This is a genomic window from Bifidobacterium sp. LCP19S3_E9 (assembly GCF_052121135.1).
GTDB lineage: Bacteria > Actinomycetota > Actinomycetes > Actinomycetales > Bifidobacteriaceae > Bifidobacterium > Bifidobacterium thermacidophilum.
Genome location: NZ_JBQKEV010000008.1, coordinates 88,043 through 112,394 on the forward strand (window position 1 = coordinate 88,043; position 24,352 = coordinate 112,394).

At 61.0% G+C, this 24,352-nt stretch carries 17 protein-coding genes and 1 pseudogene; 7 read left to right on the forward strand and 11 right to left on the reverse strand.

The window, feature by feature from the left end; genetic code table 11:
* Positions 1-241 precede the first annotated feature (241 nt).
* Positions 242-883, forward strand: a complete 642-nt coding sequence (locus ACTQYB_RS05730) for a TetR/AcrR family transcriptional regulator (protein ID WP_033506742.1) — start codon at positions 242-244, stop codon at positions 881-883.
* A 108-nt stretch (positions 884-991) separates the two neighbouring features.
* On the opposite strand, the gene ACTQYB_RS05735 is transcribed toward ACTQYB_RS05730, so the two are convergent.
* Positions 992-2,389 (reverse strand): Mbeg1-like protein, encoded by a 1,398-nt coding sequence (locus tag ACTQYB_RS05735; RefSeq protein ID WP_441482066.1) that lies wholly within the window; start codon positions 2,387-2,389, stop codon positions 992-994.
* A gap of 283 nt (positions 2,390-2,672) precedes the next feature.
* On the opposite strand from ACTQYB_RS05735, the gene ACTQYB_RS05740 reads away from it, so the two are divergent.
* Positions 2,673-3,455 (forward strand): mechanosensitive ion channel family protein, encoded by a 783-nt coding sequence (locus ACTQYB_RS05740; RefSeq protein ID WP_441482065.1) that lies wholly within the window; start codon positions 2,673-2,675, stop codon positions 3,453-3,455.
* A gap of 241 nt (positions 3,456-3,696) precedes the next feature.
* Here the strand turns inward: ACTQYB_RS05740 and ACTQYB_RS05745 are convergent, their stop codons facing one another.
* The 4 genes from ACTQYB_RS05745 to ACTQYB_RS05760 form a co-directional block, all read right to left on the reverse strand.
* The gene (locus ACTQYB_RS05745; protein ID WP_441482064.1) at positions 3,697-5,475 is read right to left on the reverse strand and encodes a CPBP family glutamic-type intramembrane protease; all 1,779 of its coding nucleotides are present in this window, start codon (positions 5,473-5,475) and stop codon (positions 3,697-3,699) included.
* 146 nt (positions 5,476-5,621) lie between these two features.
* Positions 5,622-6,764, reverse strand: a complete 1,143-nt coding sequence (locus tag ACTQYB_RS05750; protein WP_441482063.1) for a D-alanine--D-alanine ligase family protein — start codon at positions 6,762-6,764, stop codon at positions 5,622-5,624.
* Between the two features lie 226 nt (positions 6,765-6,990).
* Positions 6,991-7,989, reverse strand: coding sequence for an NAD(P)H-dependent glycerol-3-phosphate dehydrogenase (locus ACTQYB_RS05755; protein WP_441482062.1), 999 nt, complete (start codon positions 7,987-7,989; stop codon positions 6,991-6,993).
* A gap of 180 nt (positions 7,990-8,169) precedes the next feature.
* Entirely contained in the window at positions 8,170-9,135 is a 966-nt protein-coding gene (locus ACTQYB_RS05760; RefSeq protein WP_033506732.1) for a lysophospholipid acyltransferase family protein, read from the reverse strand.
* A 200-nt stretch (positions 9,136-9,335) separates the two neighbouring features.
* On the opposite strand from ACTQYB_RS05760, the gene ACTQYB_RS05765 reads away from it, so the two are divergent.
* Positions 9,336-10,355, forward strand: a complete 1,020-nt coding sequence (locus ACTQYB_RS05765; protein WP_441482061.1) for an HAD family hydrolase — start codon at positions 9,336-9,338, stop codon at positions 10,353-10,355.
* Between the two features lie 552 nt (positions 10,356-10,907).
* On the opposite strand, the gene ACTQYB_RS05770 is transcribed toward ACTQYB_RS05765, so the two are convergent.
* From ACTQYB_RS05770 to murA, 3 genes and pseudogenes are all read right to left on the reverse strand, one after another.
* Positions 10,908-13,028, reverse strand: coding sequence for a PASTA domain-containing protein (locus ACTQYB_RS05770; RefSeq protein WP_441482105.1), 2,121 nt, complete (start codon positions 13,026-13,028; stop codon positions 10,908-10,910).
* A 168-nt stretch (positions 13,029-13,196) separates the two neighbouring features.
* Positions 13,197-13,262, reverse strand: a pseudogene (locus tag ACTQYB_RS05775) (zinc-ribbon domain-containing protein); the annotation flags it as partial.
* A 338-nt stretch (positions 13,263-13,600) separates the two neighbouring features.
* The gene (gene murA, locus ACTQYB_RS05780) at positions 13,601-14,926 is read right to left on the reverse strand and encodes a UDP-N-acetylglucosamine 1-carboxyvinyltransferase (protein WP_441482060.1); all 1,326 of its coding nucleotides are present in this window, start codon (positions 14,924-14,926) and stop codon (positions 13,601-13,603) included.
* Between the two features lie 313 nt (positions 14,927-15,239).
* On the opposite strand from murA, the gene ACTQYB_RS05785 reads away from it, so the two are divergent.
* Both ACTQYB_RS05785 and ACTQYB_RS05790 read left to right on the forward strand, forming a co-directional pair.
* The gene (locus tag ACTQYB_RS05785; RefSeq protein WP_441482104.1) at positions 15,240-16,340 is read left to right on the forward strand and encodes a GmrSD restriction endonuclease domain-containing protein; all 1,101 of its coding nucleotides are present in this window, start codon (positions 15,240-15,242) and stop codon (positions 16,338-16,340) included.
* A gap of 175 nt (positions 16,341-16,515) precedes the next feature.
* Positions 16,516-17,724, forward strand: coding sequence for a diguanylate cyclase (locus tag ACTQYB_RS05790; RefSeq protein ID WP_101454829.1), 1,209 nt, complete (start codon positions 16,516-16,518; stop codon positions 17,722-17,724).
* A gap of 226 nt (positions 17,725-17,950) precedes the next feature.
* Here ACTQYB_RS05790 and ACTQYB_RS05795 read toward each other — a convergent pair whose 3' ends face one another.
* The 3 genes from ACTQYB_RS05795 to leuC all read right to left on the reverse strand — a co-directional run bounded on the left by ACTQYB_RS05795 (position 17,951) and on the right by leuC (position 20,867).
* Positions 17,951-18,346: an iron chaperone gene (locus tag ACTQYB_RS05795; RefSeq protein WP_321046992.1), complete on the reverse strand. Its 396-nt coding sequence runs from the start codon at positions 18,344-18,346 to the stop codon at positions 17,951-17,953.
* A gap of 305 nt (positions 18,347-18,651) precedes the next feature.
* Entirely contained in the window at positions 18,652-19,338 is a 687-nt protein-coding gene (gene leuD, locus ACTQYB_RS05800) for a 3-isopropylmalate dehydratase small subunit (protein ID WP_441482059.1), read from the reverse strand.
* Between the two features lie 125 nt (positions 19,339-19,463).
* A complete protein-coding gene (gene leuC, locus ACTQYB_RS05805; RefSeq protein WP_015449793.1) occupies positions 19,464-20,867 on the reverse strand; it encodes a 3-isopropylmalate dehydratase large subunit in 1,404 nt (467 codons plus the stop codon).
* A gap of 208 nt (positions 20,868-21,075) precedes the next feature.
* Here leuC and ACTQYB_RS05810 point away from each other — a divergent pair, with 208 nt between their 5' ends.
* Entirely contained in the window at positions 21,076-21,843 is a 768-nt protein-coding gene (locus tag ACTQYB_RS05810; RefSeq protein WP_015449792.1) for an IclR family transcriptional regulator, read from the forward strand.
* Positions 21,844-22,586: 743 nt separating this feature from the next.
* The gene (locus tag ACTQYB_RS05815) at positions 22,587-23,894 is read left to right on the forward strand and encodes a metallophosphoesterase (RefSeq protein ID WP_441482058.1); all 1,308 of its coding nucleotides are present in this window, start codon (positions 22,587-22,589) and stop codon (positions 23,892-23,894) included.
* Positions 23,895-24,352 lie beyond the last annotated feature (458 nt).

The following is a 24,352-nucleotide window of genomic DNA, read 5'->3' on the forward strand; positions in this document are numbered from 1 at the left end:
GAACCGATTTCTTGCTTGTTTTACTGGTCGTCCCGGTGAAAGCCCCCCGAGATGCATCGAGTCGTTAGTGGTGGACGGTGATTGTGACACCAGGATTCCGCAACCTTCCAATATCCGCGATATCAATACCCCCTCTCCACCCCCCTCTCTTGTCCATCTTCGGCAACGTCAATCAATAATGCGACAATGGTGACCTGTGGCGCAGCGGACGCCACAATCCCAAGAAAAGGAGCAGGCACGTATGGCAAGGCCACGCCGAGACTCGGAAATCCCTCCCGCCAAGGAGCGCATGGAGAACGCATTCTGGGACCTCCTCGCATCACGCGAATACCGGAAGATCACCGTCACCGACATCGTGCACGAAGCCGACGTCAACCGCAACTCCTTCTACTACCATTTCAGCGGCCTGCCCGAACTCGCCGACGCCGCGATCTTGCACATGGTGGAGAACACCCCGGTTTCGCTGCCACAGTCAGGCACCGACCCGGAAACAGCTTGGCGGACAAATGTCGCCAATGTTTTGCAGTCGCCGGAGCAACGCGAACGGCTTGACCGGCTGTCCTTGGTCACCGGGCCGCACGGTTCGGCGGAACTGCTTGCATCCCTGCGGGACTTCTCGCGGCTCAACCTGATGAGTATCCTGCAAATCGACCCGCAACAACTGGATTTGAAAACCGACCTCATGCTTGACTTCGCCATCGGCGGCATGTTCGGCATTCTGCGGCGCTGGCCGGAACTGTCGGGCCGCATCAAGCCGGAAGACCTGCTCAACGACGATACCGCCGCACTAGCCATGAGCATGTATCTGAGCCTGTCGAAAACCGACATGCTTGGCTATTGGAAGCGGGTGTTCAACCCGTCTGCTGCGCCGCGCATCCAATAGTCGGCGGCTCACAGAGCCGGCGGGGCTTGACTGTCAGGACATGGCTACTTGGACTCGGCTGCCAAGATTCGACTGCCGGCGCGACGAACGTTTTGTTATCGCGAACCGTCAACGCAGCGAATCAATCACCAGTTGCGGAACCTGCGGCAAGTTGCGCCAAGCCGTCGCCGGCAACGCGGCCAGTACACCGGCGACCAGCCGACGCGTCTCACGGTCCGTCTTGCGCGTGGCATCGATAATCACCGGGAGCGCTGTCGTCCAATGCTCTGCAAGCTCGCCGAAACTGCGGTAGCCGGGAGTCGAGAAAATCACATACAGTTCGTCGATCACCTTCCGACGGTCAGCCGGGTCGATACCGAGCATCCATGCGTTGACCGTGCTGCCGGCGAACATCGCGGTCGCCGACAATCCGGGCGCCGCGACGAACTCGCCATCTTGCACCTGCCACGACATGCCCAGATGCTGCATGATACCGACGGCATCGGCTTCGATGACCCGGTGTGGCAGACCGTCATCCATCAGCATGCCGACGACCGATGACTGCGGAACGGTTTTATCCACACGCGACGCCACCGCATCAAACGCCGCGGATTCGAGCCGCTTGGGAAATCCCGGACCGTCATGGGAGAACACCCGGCGAATACGCGCGGCGTACCGGTTACGTTGGGTCGGTTGAACGTGTTGGACGGTGCCGTCAGTGGGGAGGTTTTGGCTGTCTTGGACGCCCCGGCTGATATTGCCGGCGTCACCGGGGTCGGCGCTACCGATGCGCAACTGCTTGTCGGATGTCCGGCGGCCCGCCATTGACGTCGCCTCAATCATCGGCAACTGCGATCCGCCGGATTCATCCGCGAGCCACTGCATGGCATCCAAATCGCGCGCAGCCATACGAACCGACGCGTACACCGCCATATTGCCGCCCTTCGAATGTCCGCCCACCATCACGGCGGAGGCATCGCCGCCGGGTACGCCCGCCGACCGGTCAAGGATTGAGGAAAGGTACTTCGCCGCCGACTCCTGCGACGGGACTGGGCAGCGGAACGCCATATTGAAGTCCTCTTTCCATCCGAGCAGCGTGCCGTCGGTGCCGCGGAAGGCGACATACAACAGACCGCCCGGGCCGAACAACCCACGGATTCCGGTGCAATCACCAAGGTCGAAGGTCATCGCGGCGAACTGCTGCTCACGGTCGACATCGTCGCGCTGGATGTACTCGCCCACGCGCAAGCCGCGGAATCTCGGGCTTTCAGCGACGGCAACCAACAAATCAAGACGAGCGCTGTTGACCTGCTGGGAGTCGGCGGCGAACATCATCGGAAAATCCTCCGCCCGCAACACTCTTGTCAACGCGATGGTGTCAATCGAACGCGCCGCCCCGAACACCGGGACCACCAACGGCAAACGGATATACGACAGCTCGCTGAGCACCAAGGAATCAACAGCGGAGAACGGATGCTCGGCGAAGGTACGAAAATCGGTGCGCACATAATCGACGATGTTGCCCATACCATCATCGTAATCGAGAACCGTTCAACACCGTGACAGGGCATGGCGGCGATTCTTCCAGTTCTGCGAGCCATGCCCGCAACACGATTGCCGGCAATTCGTTGATTCTGTGCGAATCGGCCGCGAACGGGCGCACAGTCGCGACGCGATGGCGCAAGATACAAGATACTGGAACGGGAACGGAACGAATCTGATTTGCCGGATTGGTTCTGCCGGATTTATGCGGTATCCAAATGCGGTATCGGCACTGCACCGGCGTTGGCAACCCGGGAATCGAGGGAATATGAGCATCGTCGAATATATCATCGCGTGGCTAAGCGCCAACGCAGGCAAACTCATCTGGCTGGCGACCGTCATCGTCGCCGCGGTCATCATCTCAAAACTCGTCAGCCGGGGGCTGCGCACGCTGCTCAACCGCTCGCAAGTGCCAAGCGCCTCGATTTTCATCAATCTGGCGCGCGTCCTGATTTGGGTGATTGCCGTGACCATCGTGCTGCAACCGGTGTTCGGCATCAATCCGACCACGCTGATTACCGCGCTCGGCGTTGGAGGCGTCGCGATCTCCCTCGGTATGAAAGACACCATCGCGAATGTCATCGGCGGATTCGGGCTGATGCTGGGCAAAGTGATTCAGCCCGGTGATTTGGTCACCGTCGCCGGTACGACAGGCGTAGTCAAAGACATCACATGGCGGCACACGGTGGTCAAAGCCCGCAGCGGCGATGAAATCGTCATCCCCAATTCGGTGCTGAACACCTCGTCGCTCGAGCGCGTGACCGAAGCGAGCGAGGGGTGCGTCACCGTGCCGTTCACACTGAAATCAGGAACCGACCTCGATTCCGCCTCCATGCGGATGATCGCCACAGTCGGCAAGGCGACAGCGGAATATGCGGCGGACGGGAACCCGCCGCTTGTCAAGTTCACCGGCTTCTCCCCGTATGGGGTCGAGGGCGAGATCATGGTGTTCGCCAAGCCCGGCATCTTCGCGTCCACGATTCGGGATGCCGCAGTCCGATCCTTGGCAGGTGAGGAGTTCCTCGAGCAGCGCGCCGCGACCGGGGAGTGAGCTGAAAGGCATCCGTCCGGTTGTGCGAGCAAATCCTCACACGACTACCTGAGACCCCGCCAATCCGGCAGAGCGCGACTACCACGCCTCCCGTTGTGCGAGCAAATCCTCACACAACGGGTTTCAGCGGCATTGATTTCAGCGATATCAAAACTGCGGAAAACGGCGTTGCGGAGACCCAGCAGAACTCCGGCGAAGCTCCAACACACTCCGACAGGGCACAGGCGGAACGCCGGCACCCTCAGCCGATCAGTGCTCCGAGCATCTGTGGCAGGATAGTTGCCGAACCCGCATCATCGACGCCGAACGATCCCTCCGCCGGAATCTTCGACATCACCAACGCGCTGATGGTCATGAGGGTGCCGACGACGAGGAACACGATCATGCCGGGATTGCCGAGCGCCGTCTTCACGCCGGTACCCTGTTCAAGCTGCTCGGGCGCATCAAAGAAGACAAAACGCTTACGGTTGCGCACAAGAATGACGATGCCCGCGATGAACAACGCCAACATGATTAGCACATAGACACCGACGATAATCAGTCCGCCCATCTGGCGCTGCACCTCACGCATCGCAGCATCGTTGGACTGTTCCATTGCGCGCATCAGCGCTTTGTCGTCGATACGGGACGTCACCCAAATCGAAATGACTCCGCCGTTGAGATTGACCAGCGCATGCATGAGCATCGAATACCACAGTTTCGACGTACGCACATACATGTATCCGAGAATCAAGCCAAGACCGAATGCGTAGAAGAACTGCCGCACATTGCCGTGGAACAGTCCGAAGCACAGCGCGGACACCACAATCGCCGTCTTTTCCCCGTATTTGCGGGTTCTGTCGATGATTTCCTTGCGAAAGATCCACTCCTCGAAAATCGGGGCGCACACGCAGGTCAACAGAAACAGGGAGAAATAGTCCGTATTCACCAACGCCGATTCGAGCGTATCCTGGTCGTCGCCTGAAAACGGCGCGGAGACGAGATTGCCGATAATCGCGCCGATATACATGATCGGCACAATGGCGACGAACAGCTTGATGAATGTGCCGGGCGACATGTCGAACCGCTTGGTCGCCAGCCTCGGCACGTTGCGGAACACAAGCAACGACAGGGGCATCGCGATGGCATACAACGGCAGGTTGCTCAGCAGAAGAAGCAAACCGGTGGGGATGTTTTCACCATTGTGGGACAAGGCGACGCCGACGGTCACGAGGGACGCGCCGACCAGCCACACCCCGATGATGAGTATCAGCGCCCAGCCGATGATTGAGTAGTCGTGTTTCGCCGCTTGCGTGCGGCGCTTCGCCTGCCACCATGCCTGCCACTGCTGAGGAAGTATCTGCGCGAATTGGGCGGGCGGGAAGACCTGCGGAAGATACGGCGGGTACGTTGGGTATGCCGGGTACGTTGGGTACGTTGGATATCCAGAGTATGCCGGCTGATAAGGCGGTTGCGGGGACGGCGACGGCTGTTGCGGAGGCAAAGATGACTGCGGAGTCTGCTGACCCTGCGGGGATTGCTGGGATTGTGGCGTCTGCTCGAATTGCGGTGCTTGTTGTGGCTGTGACACTGACCGGGGTTGCGGCGGCAGGGTCTGGAATTGCGGTTGCGGTGCAGACTGCGGCATCTGCGGCGGCACAGCGGGGTATTGCGGGGGCATCGCCCGGTATTGTTGCCCGTATGGTTGAGCCATAGGAACCTGCTGCGGAGCGGGTTGTGGAATTGGCGGATACTCCATCGCCGGAGGATACGCCATGGCCCACGGACCGGGAGCAACTGGCGACACCGGCGATTGCGGCGGCACAGCATACGGCACAGTATACGGTAATGGCGCCGCCGAATTCACTGGCACTTGCTGCGGGGCCGATTGATATGGCTGTCCCTCCGGCGCAGACGGCATCTGCGGCTGCGCCGACTGCTGAGATTCCGTTGTCCCGTTGCCGTCCTGCCGGCAGCCGTCCAGTTGGCTGTCACCTGACTGGCTGTCATCCGGCTGATTGTTATCATTCATCCACGTCATGAGCATCCCTTGCGTTGTCCGACCACTGTCCACATGCTCAGCCCTCGCCGCAAAGCACTGGTGAGGTTCATCATAGCAAGGGATGCTTCAAGCGCGAAGCAAGCCGAGCGGTTGCAAGTTCCGCCGGCTTGCGTACGACGGCGGTTTCAGTGCTTGAGCACCCCGTCAATCAGCTGGGAAATCAGCTCGTCATACGGCAGACCGGTCGCGGCCCAGGCCTTGGGGTACATGGAAATCGGCGTGAATCCCGGCATCGTGTTGATTTCGTTGACCATCACCGAGCCATCCTTCGTCACGAAGGTGTCCACGCGGCTCAATCCGGCGCCGTCAACAGCCTTGAACGCCTTAATCGCGGTGCTGCGCACCAGCTCGAGCGTCTCCTGTGGCAGCTTGGCCGGCACCTCGACGTGAGATGCCTGCGCGTCCATGTACTTGCTGTCGAAGTCGTAGAACTGGTCTTCGCCATCGTCGCGACGGTCGAGCACAATCTCACCCGGCCAGCTGGCGCGCGGCTGTCCGCCCGGCTTGGGCGAGAACACCGCGCATTCGATTTCACGCGCGTCGATGCCCTGCTCAATCAGCACCTTCCAGTCGTGGTGGGAAGCTTCGAACACGGCGGCAGCCAGTTCGGCGGCATCGCCCTCATGCTCGACTTTCGTCACACCGAAGCTTGAACCGGCGCGCGACGGCTTGACGAACAGCGGGTATGCGAGCCCCGCCTCCCGCACCTGGCAGATCAGCGCCTCGCCTTGGGTGGCGAACCCGTCGGCCGCATCGAAATCGCGGGTGTCAAGGGTGATGCCCGGAGCCGTGGCGATGCCGGCGGCGTTGAGCAGCACCTTCGTGAAATGCTTGTCCATGCAAGCGGCGGAAGCGAACACACCGCAACCCACATACGGCACACCCATCATCTCAAGCAGGCCCTGAACCGTGCCATCCTCGCCGTACGGGCCGTGCAGCACCGGGAACACCGCGTCGATATGGCCGAGGGAAGTCAGTGTTCCGTTCTGTTCGCGGGCGAAGAACCCATCCGCCCCACGCGCCGGGTCAAGCACCACTTCGCGCGCGTCGGCACTGGCCTGGACGACCGGGAGTTCACCGCCATCCAGCGAGAAGGTGCGCGGGTCGGTTCCGCCGACCAGCCACTTGCCGTCCTTGGTGATACCCACCGGAACCGGCTCGAAACGCTCGGTATCAAGCGCATTGAGCATACCGGCGGTCGAAATGCAGGAAATCGAATGTTCGTCGGCCTTGCCGCCGTACAGCACCATAATGCGTTGCTTCGTCATGATCATCCTTTACGTTATGGGTAGTTCCCCGCCTTTGCGCGGGCGCCCGGTTTCTCACCTTGACTTCGAATAGACCTCGTGGCGGCGGATCGCTGCGCGTTCGTCTGCCGCAACCATAGCGCGAACCATGGTTCGGCGGCCGCTGGCGGGCACGAATCGCCGGAAATCTTTACGGCGCCACTGCCCGTGCAGCGACACCGTTCGGTGATGTCGCTTTTCGGCGGCGTCACTCCTCAGTAATGTCGCCGCCGAACAACTCGCCCAGCATGTCGGCGCAGGAGATGCCCTTGTCCAACACATCGCTCATCGCGTTGGCGAGCGGGGTCGGTACGCCGAGCTGGCGGCCAAGCGCAACCACCGCATCAGTGGTCGGCACGCCTTCAGCGACGCCATTGCTTGCCTTCGTGGCTTCCTCGACGCTCAGACCCTTGCCCAGATTTGCACCGAAGGTGTAGTTACGGCTCAGCGGGGACCCGCACGTGGCAACCAGATCACCCACGCCGGCTAGTCCCGCGAAGGTCTTCGGATCCGCGCCCGCAGCCTTGCCCAATGCCGTGAGTTCCGCCAGACCGCGTGTCTCAATCATTGCAGCGGTATTCTCCCCGTAGCCGGCTCCCCGGGCCATACCGACGGCGAGCGCGACCACGTTCTTGAGCGAACCGCACATTTCCAAGCCGATGACATCTGTGGTGACAAAAGGCTTGAAATACTTGGTTTCGCACGCCTGCGCGACAGTGCGCGCGTTGGCGATATCAGCGCAGCCGACAACCGTGGCCGCAGGCTGGCGGTCGGCGACCTGCTTGCTCAGGTTCGGTCCGGAAATCGCGACGAAGCGCTCCGCGGGAAGGTTCAGGGATTCGCGCACCACTTCGTCCATGCGTTTGCCTGTGGTGCGTTCAATGCCTTTCATCAGGGAGACGACGAGCGCTGTGGACGGAATCAGATCCTTGAATTCGGCGAGTGCGACGCGGGCGAACTGTGCCGCAATCGCAACAACGATGATATCCGCATTCGCCACCGCCTGCGCGCGATCACCGGTGGCGTCCATATTCGCCGGGAGTTGTTCGACGCTGGGCAGACGGTACGAGTTGCGGTGATGCTCATGGATGTCCGTGACGATTTCCGGCTCGATCGCCCACATGGTCACGGTGTTGCCCGCATCGGCGAGGACTTGGCCGAACGCGGTTCCCCATGCTCCTGCACCCAGAACGGTGATGTTCTTCATGTCAATCTCCTTGCAGGCGTTGTGTGGCGCCTGATTCGTGGTCGTGGCGGTTATCGTTGCCGCCGGGATCCGCCTGCTGCGGGCGGACTCCGTATTGCTGGGCTTCATGGTACTCGCCCCCGCCTATGCACGCGCGAAGACGAGGTGAGGGTACTGCAAACTCTTGCGAGCACACCGATCTCAAGCGGTTGGGTTCGGTGCGGCGCCTGACGTGGCGGTGATGAACGGCGTCTCGCCGTCTTCACGATGGAAGGATATCTGCGGACGCGGTATGCGACTCATCGTGCGGTAATCCCAGTACCCTTCAGCCGGCGGCTCTTCGCCGCGGATTTCAGCCATGACGGTCTCCATCCGGGCGCGCACACGGTCGGCGAGCGCTTGGGCGAGCTCAACGGGCGGTTCGTCACCCCATGAATCCTGGGTGGCGAGCAGATCAGCGTAATCAAGCCGGTCGTCATAGCACATGACGACGTTCTTGCGCGGCCACGGCCACCATTGGTTGATGCTTGCCGCGCCCCATGTGACCGAGCAGTACAGCGGGATTTGGTAGCCGAGGCGACGTGAGGCTTCGAGCGCGATGTATCCGACGCCGGATTTCATGCTCATCGGCCATTTCTGCGGGTCGCGGGTGAGGGTGCCTTCCGGCCAGATGGTCAGCGGGCGCCCGGATGTGAGGATGTTGATGGATTCCGCTTCGATGGCTTTCGCTTTGCCGGAACGTCTTGGTACCGGCTGCATGCCGACGATCTGGAACCATTTGCCGATGACCGGCCAGTGTGCCATTTCTGCTTTGGCCATGAATCGTGGACGGCGGCCAAGGTGGAACAAGCTCATCATCGGGACGAATACGTCGTACATGGTCACATGCGTGGCGGCGGTGATGAACGGTCCGGTTTCCGGGACATGTTCCAAGCCCCACGCGTACACTTTGCTGCGCTGGCTGAGCACCACGGACACGCCTTTGAGCAGGCGGGCGGTGGCTTTCGGGTTTTGCGCGTTGATCTCCGCATCGTTCGGGGTACGCGGGCCTGTCGGGTATTCCTTGGTCGGATCGACCAGATGATGGCGCTGGGCGAGTTTCGCTACCTGTTCGTCGCTCAGCGGCTTGACCGCGCTGCGCGGCGATGGTTTGCCTTTCGAAGTCATACCACCATTGTGCCGCAACCGCCAGCCAAGGCAGTGGCAGAAGGGGCTGAGGGCTGCGAGCGCATGAAATCCGTCAATCCGTCGGGGCCCGACTGGTTGTCAGCGGCGGATCGCCGGCATCAATCGAAAATCGGACCTTGTGCGGATTCCCGGCGTTCAATCGCCAGGAATCTGACTGTGGCGGGCGGTACGGTGGCGGTATGAGCGATATCAGCGATGCGAATGGCACGAACCGCAGGGACGACACTGGCAGCATGAGCTGTATGGACTGCATGTGTGGAAAGGGCGACAGGGACAGCAAGGACAGCAGAAATCGCAGCAATGTGCCACCGGACGACCGACAGGTGTCTGCCGAACCGCGTATATCCGGTCAGCATGCGCCTGCCGGCAGCAAGCTCGTGTTCATCGATATCGATGGCACGCTGGCCGACGAGCATCATCACGTGCCGCAATCGGCTGTCGACGCGTGCCGGCAAGCCCAGCGCAACGGGCATCTGCTGTTCATCTGCACCGGCAGGTCGCTCATGAAAATCGAGCAGAGCATCCTCGACCTCGGCTTCGATGGCGTGGTCTCGGTCGCCGGGGCGCGGGCGGACATCAACGGCCGCACACTGTTCGAACATCTAATCAGCCCCGAAGCCATCGATGCGGCGACCGCGTACTTCCGGGAGCACGACATCCGCAACTACCAGTGGCAGGGGCCGAACGGCATGTACGTGTCGCGCGGGTACATGCAGTATCTGCAGGCGAAAGGCTCCGCGTGGAAGGATCCGCAGTTCGCGTCCCGCTGGCATGTCATCGAGGATCTCGACACACACGGGCAGAGCCTCGGCGCATCCATCAGGGCGAGCAAAGGCTCGTATTTCGCCGATCGTGGCAATCCGACGTCGTTCGAGGACACGTGCAAGGCGCTCAGCCGGTGGTTTACCGCCGTGCCGGGCACGTACGGCAAGATCTCGGACAATCACGGGGAGCTGCTGATCCCCGGCGTCGACAAGGGCACCGCCGTGGCACAGGTCGCGCGCACACTCGGGTATCGCATCGAGGACACCATCGCGCTCGGCGACGGCGGCAACGACATGGCAATGATTCTCGCAGCCGGCACCAGCGTCGCGATGGGCAACGGAATCGAGGAGATCAAGCAGGCGGCGGACATGGTCACCGACAGCGTGGAGGACGACGGGTTCGCTCACGCGTTCAGCCGGCTTGGTTTGATCTGATTGCCCTGCCGCCACCGAAAGGGACGTTCCTGCGGGAGAACTCGGCGAATCATGCGATTCGCGTCTAAACTCCCGCACGGGACGTGGGAGTTTTGCGCAATCCGGTGCCCTGACAAATAATCTCCCAACAGGAACGTTGGAATTCCGCGGTTCTGAAAAACGGTCCAAAAGCCGATTTTGGGAGAACAGCACCGTATTCGCATATCTGCCGTAAACTCCCGCAAGAATCCGGGAGTTTACCCGTTCTCGACCGATTCGCGCGAGATCTCCCGGGAGCGAATCGCAATACGCGCAGAATGGCCTACCCGGAATATCACCTGCCTTTCAGCGTATTTCCGCGGCAATCCATCCGTGAGAACGGTATGCCGTTCAAATCAGACGGGAAAGTCTGACAAGCGTCGAAGCCACGCAACAGGCGGATGCTCGTATCGACAAACGCTTCACCAGTTCCGATGGGCTAACGAAAAATCTGGCCGATCCTTGAATCATTATTCTGAACCAATCAGTGCAAAAAAGATTTCAATATACTGCCGGAAGATAGCCACTCCGTCATCAGTTCTGGTCGTAGATGAAGGCGAACGTACCGCGGTCATTGACGATGAGCGGACCGGCCAGCGTCGATGGGAGCGGATTGCTGATCACGCCATACATCCAGCTTTTCACGTCGTCACTCAGCGCGCTGGTCGCGTATCCGGTCGGATACACGGTGAATGTGTTGCACGGGGTCAGCCCATAGATGCCGTCAACCGTTTCCACCCGGACACCGTCCTTGATGGTCACGTCGCCGACGGTGCCGTTCTGGTGGAACGCCTTTGGGTCGCATGTCATGCTGAACGAGCCATCATCGTTGCGCTTGGAATAGTTGAACTTACCTGTGCCGGACGCGATCGATCTGGATCCATTCGGATATCCATCGCCGGTTACCCCAAGGTCGGAATCGTGATAATCAGCAGAGAATGTGCCATCTGCATTAACCGTCATTATCGTTGACCATGCGCCAGCACCAACGGAGAAAATATACTTCCCCTGCACCTGGCGCCAGAATCCCTGCTCTTGCGCGGCGGCTTCGGACACTGTGCCGTTGGCGTCGCAGTCGGGCAGGCTCTGCCAGTCGGGCTGGCCGGATTCGACGAGATAGTAGGCGTTCGCGTCGGTCGGGGCGGGCTTGAACTTCACGGACGCAGAGAACTCGCCGACTCCGGGGACGAAGGGGTCCTGCACCAGCGTCTGCCCGGACGGCACCGGCGCCTTGTTGTACGGGACACTGGTGGTGTCGTATTGCGAGGCGTCACGGGCGAGGATGAACGGGCGGGACGTGTCCGGCTTCGAACCTTTCTTCGCAGCCGCGAGCGCGCTGTCGTCGAAATACCCGCTCTTCTCGATGGCGTCCAGATTCGCTCCGGAAGCGAAGAACACGTAGAAGTCGCGCATGTCGAAGGTTGCTCCGGACATGTCATGGGAGTCTTGCACAACCTGTTTGCTGGCGTTGCAGCCTTCATCGTACGGGGAGAACATGGCGGTGCCGCAGCTTGGTGAGCCGCCGAGCTCGCCGAAATCGAAGGCGCCCCACTGCTTGGCGATCAGGCGCTTCGCCATGCCGCCCTCCCCTGCCGGCAGTTGCGAGCCGCCGTACGAGCAGGTGCCGATGTCGCCGGCGTTGCCGTCCGCGAAGGGGAAGCACATGGTAAGGATGTCGTTGCTGTGCCCATCACTGCTTGTGCCGGTGTCTTTCGCCGTGACGCGGTATACCGAGCCGTTTTCATCCTGCGCGAGCGTGATGCAATCTTTTGCAACGTCGGTCACAGCGCTCTTGCAATACGTGCCAGTCACCGTGTCGTTGAGTTCCGAAGCGTAGAAATACGGGGCATTGCTTTGCCCTACGGTCGCCTCCTGCACCTTGTCGGCGCCGATGCCGTAGTACAGCGTCACGCTTTCGCCCGAGGACAGCACAGTGCCGGGCGCCGGGCTTGAAGAGACCAGTTTGCCGACATTCTTCTTGGACGAGAAATGAGGCTTGGCGGTGACGTTTACGCCGGCTTTGGCGAGTATGTCTTTCACGCTGTTGATATCCGTACCGATGGCGTCATAGGGGATGGCCGGGGTCTTGCTGTCGGTTTTCGCCGCAACGCCGACGTAGATGCCGGTGGTTGCGTCGGTGACCGCCTGACCGGCCAGCGGGTAGGTCGCAACGACCGTGCCACCGGCGAGTTTTGAGGAGGAGCTCACTGCGATCTGCTTGGTGTGAACCGGCACGCCCATGGTCTTGAGTATGGTGACTGCCGTGCTGGCTTTCGCATGTTGGACGTTGCTAGGGACGCCGGGCCCTGCGGATTCACGTACGACCACACTGGAACCGGACCGCACGCGCTGCCCGGCCTTGGCGTTGCCATACCCAAGGAAGGCGCCTTTCTCAGCCCCGGAAAATTCCTGGCGCTTGGCTGAAGTGATGCCTTTGGTCTTCAACTGCGCGACCACGGAATCCGCAGTGACGGCAGCTTTCGCCTTTCCTGTTTGTTTTCCGGCGTTCGCACTGGCTGCAGCGATATCAGGCAAGGTCTTGCCGCCCCAGAGTTCAGCATGATATGTAAGGCCTGCCGTTACACCCGCTGCGACGACAAGCACCGCTGCGACAATCGCCGCGATGATGGCTTTGGGCTGGTGTGTGGCAGCCACAGGGGTATTCGATGCAGTGGCATTCGGTTCGATGGATGATGGCGACGCTGTTGGACGTACAGGATCCGGAGCCGAAGCCGGAGAGTCATCAGGTGCCATCACCTGACCGGGCTGGGTTTGTACCGCGGTTTGCGCCGCTGCTTGCCCCGCACCCGATTGACGCAGAGGGTTGCCACATGACGCACAGAACTTGGCATCATCGGTGTTCTTCCATCCGCAGTGCCCACAATACATGGCGAATCCCTTCGTCTCAGCGCCCCGAATCCTACCGAACAACAACGCTCGTCTTCCGGGCTGTACTTCTCAACTGAGCGCCATCTTAACATCGCGACACGCGGCTGACGATAGGTATCGGCTCGTTGCTGTCATCCGTCATCTGCCCGCCGTGTGACTTCCCCATCACACCGCGTCCAGATACCGCCCGAAAACACGTGGTGCCGCCCTCCACATCGGAGAACGGCACCATCAGTACCAATAGCCATCGGGATCAGCTAACCTGGCAACATCTCGGTTCAGACCTACCGGACCAGCCGCCGAGTACAGAGCACCTAGCGTCAAGCACCATGCCTACGTCAGTCGATATCAGCCCCAAGCGCGAGCAACTTGCCGCGGAAGTCGGCGTATCCGCGATCAATCAGCGAAATCCCATGCACGTCGGACGGCCCGGAAGCCGCGAGCGCCGCAATCAGATGGCTGAAACCGCCGCGCAAATCCGGCACGTCAATGTCGCGCCCAGTCAGCGGGGTCGGCCCGAAAATCACCGCGGAATGCTTATAGTTGCGCTGCTGGAAACGGCAGGGCAACGAGCCAAGGCACTCACGGTACAGCTGAATGGTCGCACCCATCTGTACCAGCGGCTTGGTGAAGCCGAAACGGTTCTCGTACACGGTCTCGTGCACAATCGACAGGCCTTTCGCCTGGGTCAGCGCGACCACGAGCGGCTGCTGCCAGTCGGTCATGAAGCCGGGGTGCACATCGGTCTCGATGGCCACCGGGTGCAAATCGCCGCCCGGATGCCAGAAGCGGATGCCCTCGTCGGTGATGTCAAATTTGCCGCCGACCTTGCGGAACACGTTGAGGAAGGTCATCATGTCGGCCTGCGTGGCCCCCTTGACGAACACGTCGCCGCGGGTGGCGAGCGCCGCGGAAGCCCAGGAAGCGGCTTCGATGCGGTCGGTCAGTGCGGTGTGGGTGAAGCCTTGGAGCTTTTCCACGCCTTCGATGCGGAAGGTGCGGTCCACATCCACGGAGATGATTGCGCCCATCTTCTGCAAAACCGCGACCAAATCCATGATTTCCGGTTCGATGGCCGCGCCGGACAGTTCCGTCTTGCCTTCGGCGAGCACAGCCGCCAGCAGGGTCTGCTCGGTGGCCCCAACCGATGGGTACGGCAGATGGATTTTCGCGCCATGCAGGCCGTTCGGAGCGGTGATATGGATGCCGTCCTTGTGTTCCTTGTCGACATCGGCGCCGAGTTTGCGCAGGGTGTCGAGATGGAAGTTGATCGGACGCCCGCCGATATTGCAACCGCCGAGCGCCGGGATGAATGCCTCGCCCAAGCGATGCACGAGTGGGCCGGAGAACAGGATCGGAATGCGCGAGGAGCCGGACAAGGTGTCCACATCGGCGACATCCGCGAGTTTGACGTAGGTGGCGTCGATGGTGACGATACCGTTCTTGCCGTCCACATTCACGTCCACGCCGTGCAGGCGCAGCAAATCGGACACCACATGGACATCGCGGATTTCCGGCACATTCTTCAAGACGGACTTACCGGGCGCGAGCAGGGCGGCGACCATGGCCTTACTTACGAAATTCTTGGCTCCGCGAACCTTGATCGTGCCATGGAGCGGCTTGCCGCCCTCAACATGGAGCACATCGTCTTTCTCTTCGACCACGTCGACCTCTTTCGATTCCCTTGCCCGGACGCGTCTGTCGCCCCAATGGGCGGCCGACGCTGACACACTACTGGTTGGTATCACCATGGTGCCACACCGCATGTGCATAAGCGATGAACATGCTACCAGCCGAATCGTACGTGAAAAGCGGTTTTCCGCCAATCGCCACAGAACAACGACAACACCGTCCATGACACGCTTGCGAGATGCCGGTTGTCAGCCTTCCTGCGGACATAGAATGTCTCGTTGAAGCACGCTATCGGGCGGTGCTTCGGAGGGATTTGGAATGATCAAGCATGTGGAGGAGCATCACATGAGCAATTCCGGCGGCGCGGGAGAGCGCCAATATTCGAATATCACGCGTGGCGTCTTTTCCAGGGGACGTTCGCTGACCAAGCTGATCGCCGCAATCCTCGCAGGCACAATGCTGGTGCCGTTGTCCGCGTGCGGCGGGTCCGACAGCGATACATCGGCGTTGTCAAGCGATTCCGCGTCGGAGAGCGCGACTCCGTCCGAATCCGCCTCTCCGAGCGAAACGTCCGAATCCAGCGCAAGTCCGTCAGACGACGCATCCGCGCAATCCGACGCAAATTCAGGATCGTACAACGCGTCCGGCGCCGCCGTCGACATGCTGGCAACCCTGCCGGTTAAAGGGCGCGCACCCAAGACCGGATACGCGCGCACCCAATTCGGTGCCGCCTGGTCGGACGTCGATCACAACGGCTGCGACACGCGCAACGACATCCTCAAACGCGATATGACGAACGTGACCTTCAAATCTGGCACGCATGATTGCGTGGTCAAGACCGGCACGCTCAACGACCCGTACACCGGGAAAACCATCAATTTCGTGCGCGGACAGCACACGTCGACCGCCGTGCAGATCGACCATGTCGTCGCGTTGTCCGACGCGTGGCAAAAGGGCGCGCAGCAGCTCAACGCTGACCAGCGGCTGCAACTGGCGAATGACCCATACAATCTGCTCGCGGTGGACGGGCCGGCAAACCAGCAGAAATCCGATTCCGACGCGGCGTCCTGGCTGCCGTCGAACAAGTCGTTCCGCTGCCAGTATGTCGCACGGCAGATCGGCGTGAAACACAAGTACGCACTGTGGGTGACGCAGGCTGAGAAAGACGCGATGACCAACGTATTGTCCGGCTGCCCGGGGCAGACCGTGCCCGATGGCGGCGGTGTGGCCGCCTCTGCGCAAGCAGACAGCCAGCCGGTGCAGGCGCCCGCACCGGCGCAGACACAGGCTGCACCGGCTCCAGCTCCAGCGCAGCAATCCGGCGGGGATGTCTACTACCAGAACTGCTCGGCCGTCCGCGCGGCGGGCAAGGCTCCGCTGTATCAAGGGCAACCGGGGTATTCGAGGAAACTCGACCGCGATGGCGACGGCGTAGCCTGCGAGTGATTGTTGGTCGGAATCGACTGCGCGGTCGGTTTCGGGATACCACCCGAATCGGTCGTTCTGAATCAGCCGCGCAAATCGTCTCACCAGCGCCGCACATCGCCACGACCAATCGCACCAATCCATATACTGGGAGCAAATACGGGTGCCAAAAGGCAAATGACGGGAGTTTGCAAGCATGACCAACCAGCAATTCGAGCCGTTCTATGACGTCAACCTCACCTATGACGACAATTACCGGCGCGGGCCGTTCGGCCAGTTCGCGCAGGCGCTGGCGGGTGAGGCTTCGGCACTGAAAGGCGAGGCTGCAGCGTCCAACAGCGGCACGATGGCTTCCGCGGCGACTTCCGAATCGGCTCCGGCAACCGATGAAACCGCTGCGACACACGCAACCCCCACAGAACCCGCAACCGTGCTCGGTTTCCCGGTGAATCTGCCGTTCGGCATTCCCGCCGGCCCGCTGCTCAACTCACGGTTCACGACCGCCGCCTTCCGTATGGGATTCGATTTGGCTGTGTACAAGACCGTACGGTCGCGCGCATGGGGCTGCAATCCTTTCCCGAACGTACTGGCCGTGCACCCCAAGGCGGCAGACGGATCGCTCACCCCCGGCAGCCCCGAACTCGATGAAGGCGTGCTCGCGGACACCCGGTATGATTTGCCGATTTCCATTTCCAATTCCTTCGGCGTGCCGTCGCGCGATCCTGATGTATGGCAGCCGGATATGCGTGACGCCATCGCCGCCGCCGGCCCCGGACAGCTGTTGGTGCCGAGTTTCCAAGGCTCACGCGTCGCCGGCATGAGCACCGACGAGTACATCGCCGACCACGTGGCCACTGCACGGCTCGTATGCGAAACCGGCGCACAGCTCATGGAAATGAACACGAGCTGCCCGAACGAAGGCCATAACCGGCTGCTGTGCCACGACCCGCATCTGGTCGGCCGCATCACCGAAGCAGTCAAGAACGAGATCGGCGACCGGCCGCTCATCGTCAAACTCGCCTATTTCCCCTCGGATATCGAGCTCGAGACCATGGTGCGCGAAACCGTCGGACATGGCACGGCACAAGGTTTCTCCACTATCAACACGATTTCCGCGAAACTCGTGGACGCTTCCGGCAATCAGGCGCTTCCCGGCGAGGGGCGCGACCGCAGCGGTGTGTGCGGAAACGCGATCCGTGGGGCTGGACTGGACATGGTCCGCCGCCTGTCGGCGATTCGTGAGCGCCTCGGGCTTGATTTCGCAATCATCGGCGTCGGCGGGGTCATCGAGCCGGAACATTACCTCGCGTACCGAGAGGCGGGTGCAGATGCGGTGATGAGCGCGACCGGCGCCATGTGGGATGCGACGCTCGCCCGGCGCATCAAAGCTGCCATCGGCGCGTGAACCAAACCGCGTAGATCAATCCCATCAGAGCGGGCAAGCAGGTCAGCACGGGCATACTGTTTGTGGCTCCCCCGGCTTTATGTTTCTGCCGACGCTGACGAGGCCCTCAGCGTCGGCAGAAACAGAAAGCTGACGTGTGCTTAGGGTTCTGCGCGGACAATCCGCGGATAATCCGCCGCCAACCCACGCAGGCAATCCCGCGGCTTACCTCACGAAACCGCGGATATCAACATCCGGGACGGCGCTGATCCCAGAAGGTCTGCACGTCGTGCTTGTCCGCGATGGTGAATTCGATAATCTGCTCGAGCACCTCCCACGCGTCACTACGCTCATACGGAATCTGGAAGGTTTTCTTGCCACGCTTGAGATGCTGCTGCTCTATTAGCGGCATGGCATGCTCGAATGCACGCGGTTCTGAGCCGACGGTCACATGGTTGGTCAGCGCGGTGAACCCGATGATGAATGTGCCATGGTCCATGAACATGGGTTGGTTCCATTTGACTTCGCAGACCAGCTGCGGCCATGTGGCATGCACCCAGTCGAGCAGTTCCTTGAATTCGGCGCGATGCCGCTCGTCGGCAATTGAGCCAAGATATTCCTCGACGTTCGCGTATTTCGCCATGTGTTGCTCCATTCCGGTCGGGACGTGCTCCGGTTTCGTCCGGATGCGGCTGCGCTGTCCCCGTAAGCGTACCGTATCCGGCGCGGCGAATCGCCAAATCGCCAACAGCAGACGGGTGTTGGTTTCCGCCTTGTGATTTCTGAAGTCCCGCGGGAGCGACGCCCCAGAAATGGTTGTATTCACCGGATTCCCGCAACCGCTCGCCTGCACAATGCGCCCGTAGTCAAGCATCCCGCCACCCGCGTCTGCAACGCAAAAGGCCGCGGAATCCACACGGATTCCGCGGCCAACAGCGTATGCCCCGACTACTCCCGGCTACCAATCGGCCCGGCCCACGGCTTGGCCTGCTCAGGCTCACGCGCGGATTGGATCGGCACGTCCGGCCAATGCTTGGCCGGCAGCGTCTTCGGCTTGAACGGGAACTTCTTGGCGCGCATCTTCTCGTAGGCGGCGATATCATCCTCATGCTGGAGCGTCAGATCGATGTCGTCATAGCCGTTCATCAGACGCCAGCGCACGTAGTCGCCCACCTCGAACGGCAGGGTCACGTCGCCGCAAGTCACGGTACGCGCACCCAAATCGACGGTCATATCACGGCCGGGTTCCTCTTCAAGCAACTTCCACAGCAGCTCGATGCTTTCCTGCGGCATGATTGCGGCCAGCACACCGTTCTTCGCGGTGTTGCCGTAGAAGATGTCGGCGAAGCGGGAGGAGATGACCACGCGGAAACCGTAGTCGCGCAGCGCCCACACCGCGTGTTCGCGCGACGAGCCGATGCCGAAATCCGGTCCGGCGACCAAAATCTTGCCCTGCTTATATTCGGGGCGGTTGAGCACGAAATCAGGGTCGCGGCGCCATGCGTAGAACAGCGCATCCTCGAACCCGGTTTTCTTGACCCGCTTGAGGAACACGGCGGGGATAATCTGGTCGGTATCCACATTCGAGCGGCGGAGCGGAACGCCGGTTCCGGTCACCACGGTCAGCTTTTCCATAACGATTCCTTTCATCGGCCGGCGTCTGCCTGCCGGCCTTCACCGGCCGCGGGCGTGTTGTCAGCGGCCGGATTGCGCGTTTATGCGTCTTAAGTTGTTCAGCCTGTTTGGCGTGGGATTGCGGTTTACAGGTCCTCGGGGCTGGAAATCGTGCCACGGATCGCCGTTGCGGCGGCAACGGCGGGCGACGCCAGATGCGTACGCGACCCCTTGCCTTGGCGTCCCTCGAAGTTGCGGTTCGAAGTGGAAATCGAACGCTCGCCCGGCACCAGCTTGTCCGGGTTCATGCCCAGACACATCGAGCAACCGGCGTTGCGCCATTCCGCGCCGAAATCCTTGAAGATCTTGTCAAGCCCTTCGCGCTCGGCCTCAAGCCGCACACGGGAGGATGCAGGCACCACGAGCACGCGGTGGATGGAATCGGCCTTGTGATGGCCCTTCATGATCTTCGCCGCGGTGCGCAGGTCGTCGATGCGGCCGTTGGTGCACGAGCCGATGAACACCGTGTCCACCGGGATGCTTTTCATCGGCTGGCCGGGCTTCAAGCCCATGTAGTCGATGGCGGACTGGGCGGCTGCGCGCTGCTCAGCGTCGGCGATATTGGCCGGATCGGGGACATTGCCGGTGATCGGCACGCCCTGGCCGGGGTTGGTGCCCCAAGTGACGAACGGCGTCAAATCGGCGGCGTTGAGCGTCACTTCCTTGTCGAATACGGCGTCGTCATCGGTCTTGAGCGTCTTCCAGTAGGCAACCGCCTTGTCCCACATCTCGCCTTCAGGCGCGTGCGGACGGCCCTTCAGGTACTCGAAGGTCGTCTCATCAGGAGCAATCATGCCGGCACGGGCGCCCGCCTCAATGGACATGTTGCAAATGGTCATGCGCTCGTCCATGCTCAGCTTGCGAATCGCTTCGCCACGGTATTCGATGACGTGGCCTTGGCCGCCGCCGGTGCCGATCTTCGCGATGATGGCGAGGATGATGTCCTTGGCACTCACGCCCTTGGGCAGTTCGCCCTCAATGTTCACGGCCATGGTCTTGAACGGCTTGAGCGACAGCGTCTGCGTGGCCATCACGTGTTCGACCTCGGAGGTGCCGATGCCGAACGCGAGGGCGCCAAACGCGCCGTGCGTGGAAGTGTGGGAATCGCCGCACACGATGGTCATGCCCGGCTGAGTGAGGCCCAGAATCGGGGCGAAAGCGTGCACGATGCCCTGGTCGGCGTCACCGAGCGGGTGCAGACGGACGCCGAATTCCTTGCAGTTCTTCTCCAGCGTGCTCAGCTGAAGCGCGGAAGTCTTGTCGGGGTTCGGACGGTCGATGTCGACGGTCGGCGTGTTGTGGTCTTCCGTCGCAATCAGCAAATCCGTGTGACGCGGCTTGCGGCCCGCGAGACGAAGCCCCTCGAACGCCTGCGGGCTGGTGACCTCATGCATCAGCATCAAGTCGATGTAGATCAGATCCGGCGCGCCGTTTTCGCCTTGCCGTACGAGATGGTCAGCCCATACCTTTTCGGCCAATGTGGTTCCCATGCTGTCTCCTTTGGCGGAATTTCAACGTTTTTCGCCCTAAAATTACTTCAGCCATGCGTTTCCACATGGCCCTCTGTACTCCACTATGTCGGTTTTCGACGGGTGCCTGCTTTTGCGTTTCGATATGTGAGATGGCATAATCCGGAATATGACTTCTTCCACATTGCGCGTCCCCGTGGGACCGGAACGCTTTGACACCAAGGATTTCATGGGTCCCAACCTCGATCAAAATCAGTCGCCGCAAGCCGATAGCGATATCCATTCCGGCGTCGGAGTACTTGACAAAACGGTCAAAATATTGGATGCGCTCGAATCAGGGCCTGCCACCCTCGGCCAGCTGGTCAACGAAACGGGCCTTGCCCGACCAACCGCACATCGTCTGGCCATTGCTTTGGAACGCCATCGTTTCGTAATCCGCGACCAGCATGGACGCTTCGTTCTCGGATCACGATTCGCTGAACTCGCCGCCGCCGCCGGCGAAGACCGCCTGCTCACCGCGTCCGGCCCAATTCTGCAGACTCTGCTTGACCGCACCGGCGAATCCGCACAAATCTACCGTCGCCAGGGAGACCAGCGCGTGTGCATCGCCGCCGTGGAGCGTGCCAGTGGTCTGCGCGATTCCATCCCCGTCGGGGCGCTGCTGAGCATGGAAGCCGGGTCCGCCGCGCAGATCCTGCTCGCGTGGGAAGATTCAGAACGCCTGCATCAGGGCTTGCGCCACGCGAAATTCACCGCCGCCAAGCTTGCCGCCGTGCGCAAGCGCGGATGGGCTGAATCCGTCAATGAACGCGAAGACGGCGTATGCTCCATCTCCGCGCCGATTCGCAACCCCTCCGGCCAGGTCATCGCCGCGATTTCCATCTCCGGGCCGACTGGCCGCATGGGTACGACCCCTGGCCGCCGGTACGCCCCGCTCGTGATGGCCGCCGGCAAATACCTCACCGAAGCCCTGCTGCGTGCCAGCGGCGAGCGCTGAGGGAGAGGACTGAGAGCGAGCGCTGAGAGACTGCCGTCTGGTCAGACGGTCTCCAACAATCGCAACCGTCCGCCGATATCTCGGCATCACCGATAACCTTCTACCGACGCTGAGACGCTCGTCAGCGTCGGTAGAAGGTTTTTCTTTGACAGACTGTCGCCGCCGGATAGCCGGCGAGGTGGTCGAACGATACCGCGATTCTCCGCAAACTGGTTACGCCCACAAGGCCGTTGGCGTAACCAGTTTGGAAAAGCTGGAGGCAACGAAGCGATATGGCAGCCGAGACATGCTCAGATATCTCGTCAGCGGGTTCTTGTCCATCATTGCGCGTCTGCCGCCCTGTCATGCGTAAAAGAGAAGCCCCGACGTTTCCGCCGGGGCCAAGGAGAGAGAAGAGAAGAAGAAGGGTTCAGTTATAATTATGGGGCTTCGGACGAAACCTCGCCGGTTTGCTTCGCTCCGAAGGGGTTCCGTTTGCCGGTAGCTCTTATATAACCAGCCGATGCTTGGGACAACGATGCAGCACACTGGGTATGCGCTACCAATTGCATGGCAGATCATTCAGCTTCATGCCCGGGTTCATCCAGCCTGACGGCAATCGTCCCCGGGGCAACGGCAGGGGGCATTTCGACCAAATGCGTCCAGCTGGCACAGGGTTCCGTGACCCGCCACGGCAAAACCGGGCCTCGCCGAACAGGCCACTCGGCATGCAATCCGGGCCGGCGTGCACTAGTGTGGATGACATGAGCGACAAGCAACGTCCCGACAGCCGTCCCAATCATGGAACACGCAACGCCACACACCGTCCGACATCGGTGTCCGCACGTCTGGGACGTCTGCAATTCCATGAATCCGGCAAATTCCGAGTGTTACAGCTTTCCGACATCCAGGACGGCCCGAAGGTATCCAGCGATACGATACGTCTCATCGCTGCCGCCGCAGATGCCGCGCGACCGGATGTCGTCATCTTCACCGGCAATCAGATCGCCGGGTATGACAGCGCTTACGCCGATACGTTCCGCAAGCGCAGCTGGCGCACCCCGCTGGAACGTATCCGGCAGAACGAGGCGAGCCGCGAGCAGCTCGACCATACGCGCGACATGGTACGACAGAGCATCGGGCAGTTTCTCCAGCCGCTGATCGACCGTGGCATCCCGTGGGTGGTCACGTACGGTAACCACGACAGTCAATGCGGGCTGAGTCGCGAGGAAATGGACGCCATCTATCGCGAGTTCCCCGGGTGTCTCAACGCCGAATCAACCGCATCGCGGCCTGATTTGCCTCGCACCCGCTCCAGTTCCGGACTCCCCGACCAGCGCATCTACCCGTGTGAGGCGGGGACGCTCGCGCTGCCGGTGATGGATGTGGACCGCAAGCGCACCGTGCTGGGGCTGGCCGTGGTGGATTCCGGGGACTATGCCCGTTCCGGCGGTTACGGTTCGCCATCGGACGCGGCGTTGAAATTCCTTGGCCTCATGCCCGATGTTCTGCACACTCGCATGATGGTGTTCCAGCATTTCCCCATCCCGCAGTATTACCGGCTGCTCAAATCGGTGCCGCCGAACGCGGCGCACGCCGTGGAAGGGTATCGCGTGTTCTCTGGGCATAGCTATGTTCTGGACGAAGACAAGACCTTGCCTGGCAGTTATCTGGGCGAAGGCGTGAGCTGTCCTGATGCCGACAGCGGGGAATACGCGATTCTTACGAACGGCGACCGATATTTCGCGATTTGTGCAGGGCATGATCACCGCAATGGTTTCGCAGGTGAAGTCGATGGCATATTGATGGTCGCTTCCCCGACTTGCGGATTCGGGTCGTATGGGCCTGCGCCTGCACGCGTGGCGGCGAGGCTGTTCGAATTCGATATCCGGCACCCGTATCATCCGCGCACGCAATTACTGGAATTCGGCGACCTGGTCGGCAAGCCCAACTCGCATAAGACGTATACGTTCGCCATTGCAAGCGAGGCGGACCAAATCGGCGAATCGATGGACCTGCTGCGCAAACCCGGATTGCTCGGCCGCCTGCGTCGCGCCCTACGCAAGAAATAAACCCTGCCTGTCAAACTGCCTACGCTAACACCCTCGTCAGCGTCACCAGTTTGTGGTCTGGTACAAACTGTCTACGACAACGACGCCACCATCGTCACCAGTTTGTGGTCTGGTACAAACTGTCTACGCTAACGGAGGGCTCAGCGTAGACAGTTTGGGAACGGGGACGCCAGTCGCATACGTGTTGACGACACCGTGTTGCATGCATCTGCCTCTACCGAAGCTCACCCCCCCCAGCGTCGGCAGAAAGTGAAAGATGGACACGGCGTCGAAACCACAGCTTCTGCCGACACTGAGGCACCCGCCAGCATCGGTAGAAGGTTGTGACGATTGGGCTCGCGGTTTGCGGCCTATAGGAACTAAACGTGGTGTTTATGATGCCGGTCAGGCCAAGTGGCTGTAGGCGTGTCGGCGTGCGTTTAACGTGACGTGTCGTTAAAAAGGCCGTCCGAGTGCCG

What these genes read in the sequence shown, in the direction of transcription:
- ACTQYB_RS05795 (WP_321046992.1), bottom strand. Translation starts at nt 18,346, where the DNA reads ATGGCGAAATACGCGAACGTCGAGGAATATCTTGGCTCAATTGCCGAC.
- leuC (WP_015449793.1), bottom strand. Translation starts at nt 20,867, where the DNA reads ATGGGAACCACATTGGCCGAAAAGGTATGGGCTGACCATCTCGTACGG.
- ACTQYB_RS05815 (WP_441482058.1), top strand. Translation starts at nt 22,587, where the DNA reads ATGAGCGACAAGCAACGTCCCGACAGCCGTCCCAATCATGGAACACGC.
- ACTQYB_RS05765 (WP_441482061.1), top strand. Translation starts at nt 9,336, where the DNA reads ATGAGCGATATCAGCGATGCGAATGGCACGAACCGCAGGGACGACACT.
- ACTQYB_RS05740 (WP_441482065.1), top strand. Translation starts at nt 2,673, where the DNA reads ATGAGCATCGTCGAATATATCATCGCGTGGCTAAGCGCCAACGCAGGC.
- ACTQYB_RS05760 (WP_033506732.1), bottom strand. Translation starts at nt 9,135, where the DNA reads ATGACTTCGAAAGGCAAACCATCGCCGCGCAGCGCGGTCAAGCCGCTG.
- ACTQYB_RS05745 (WP_441482064.1), bottom strand. Translation starts at nt 5,475, where the DNA reads ATGACGTGGATGAATGATAACAATCAGCCGGATGACAGCCAGTCAGGT.
- leuD (WP_441482059.1), bottom strand. Translation starts at nt 19,338, where the DNA reads ATGGAAAAGCTGACCGTGGTGACCGGAACCGGCGTTCCGCTCCGCCGC.
- ACTQYB_RS05790 (WP_101454829.1), top strand. Translation starts at nt 16,516, where the DNA reads ATGACCAACCAGCAATTCGAGCCGTTCTATGACGTCAACCTCACCTAT.
- ACTQYB_RS05735 (WP_441482066.1), bottom strand. Translation starts at nt 2,389, where the DNA reads ATGGGCAACATCGTCGATTATGTGCGCACCGATTTTCGTACCTTCGCC.
- ACTQYB_RS05750 (WP_441482063.1), bottom strand. Translation starts at nt 6,764, where the DNA reads ATGACGAAGCAACGCATTATGGTGCTGTACGGCGGCAAGGCCGACGAA.
- ACTQYB_RS05810 (WP_015449792.1), top strand. Translation starts at nt 21,076, where the DNA reads ATGGGTCCCAACCTCGATCAAAATCAGTCGCCGCAAGCCGATAGCGAT.
- ACTQYB_RS05730 (WP_033506742.1), top strand. Translation starts at nt 242, where the DNA reads ATGGCAAGGCCACGCCGAGACTCGGAAATCCCTCCCGCCAAGGAGCGC.
- ACTQYB_RS05755 (WP_441482062.1), bottom strand. Translation starts at nt 7,989, where the DNA reads ATGAAGAACATCACCGTTCTGGGTGCAGGAGCATGGGGAACCGCGTTC.
- ACTQYB_RS05785 (WP_441482104.1), top strand. Translation starts at nt 15,240, where the DNA reads ATGAGCAATTCCGGCGGCGCGGGAGAGCGCCAATATTCGAATATCACG.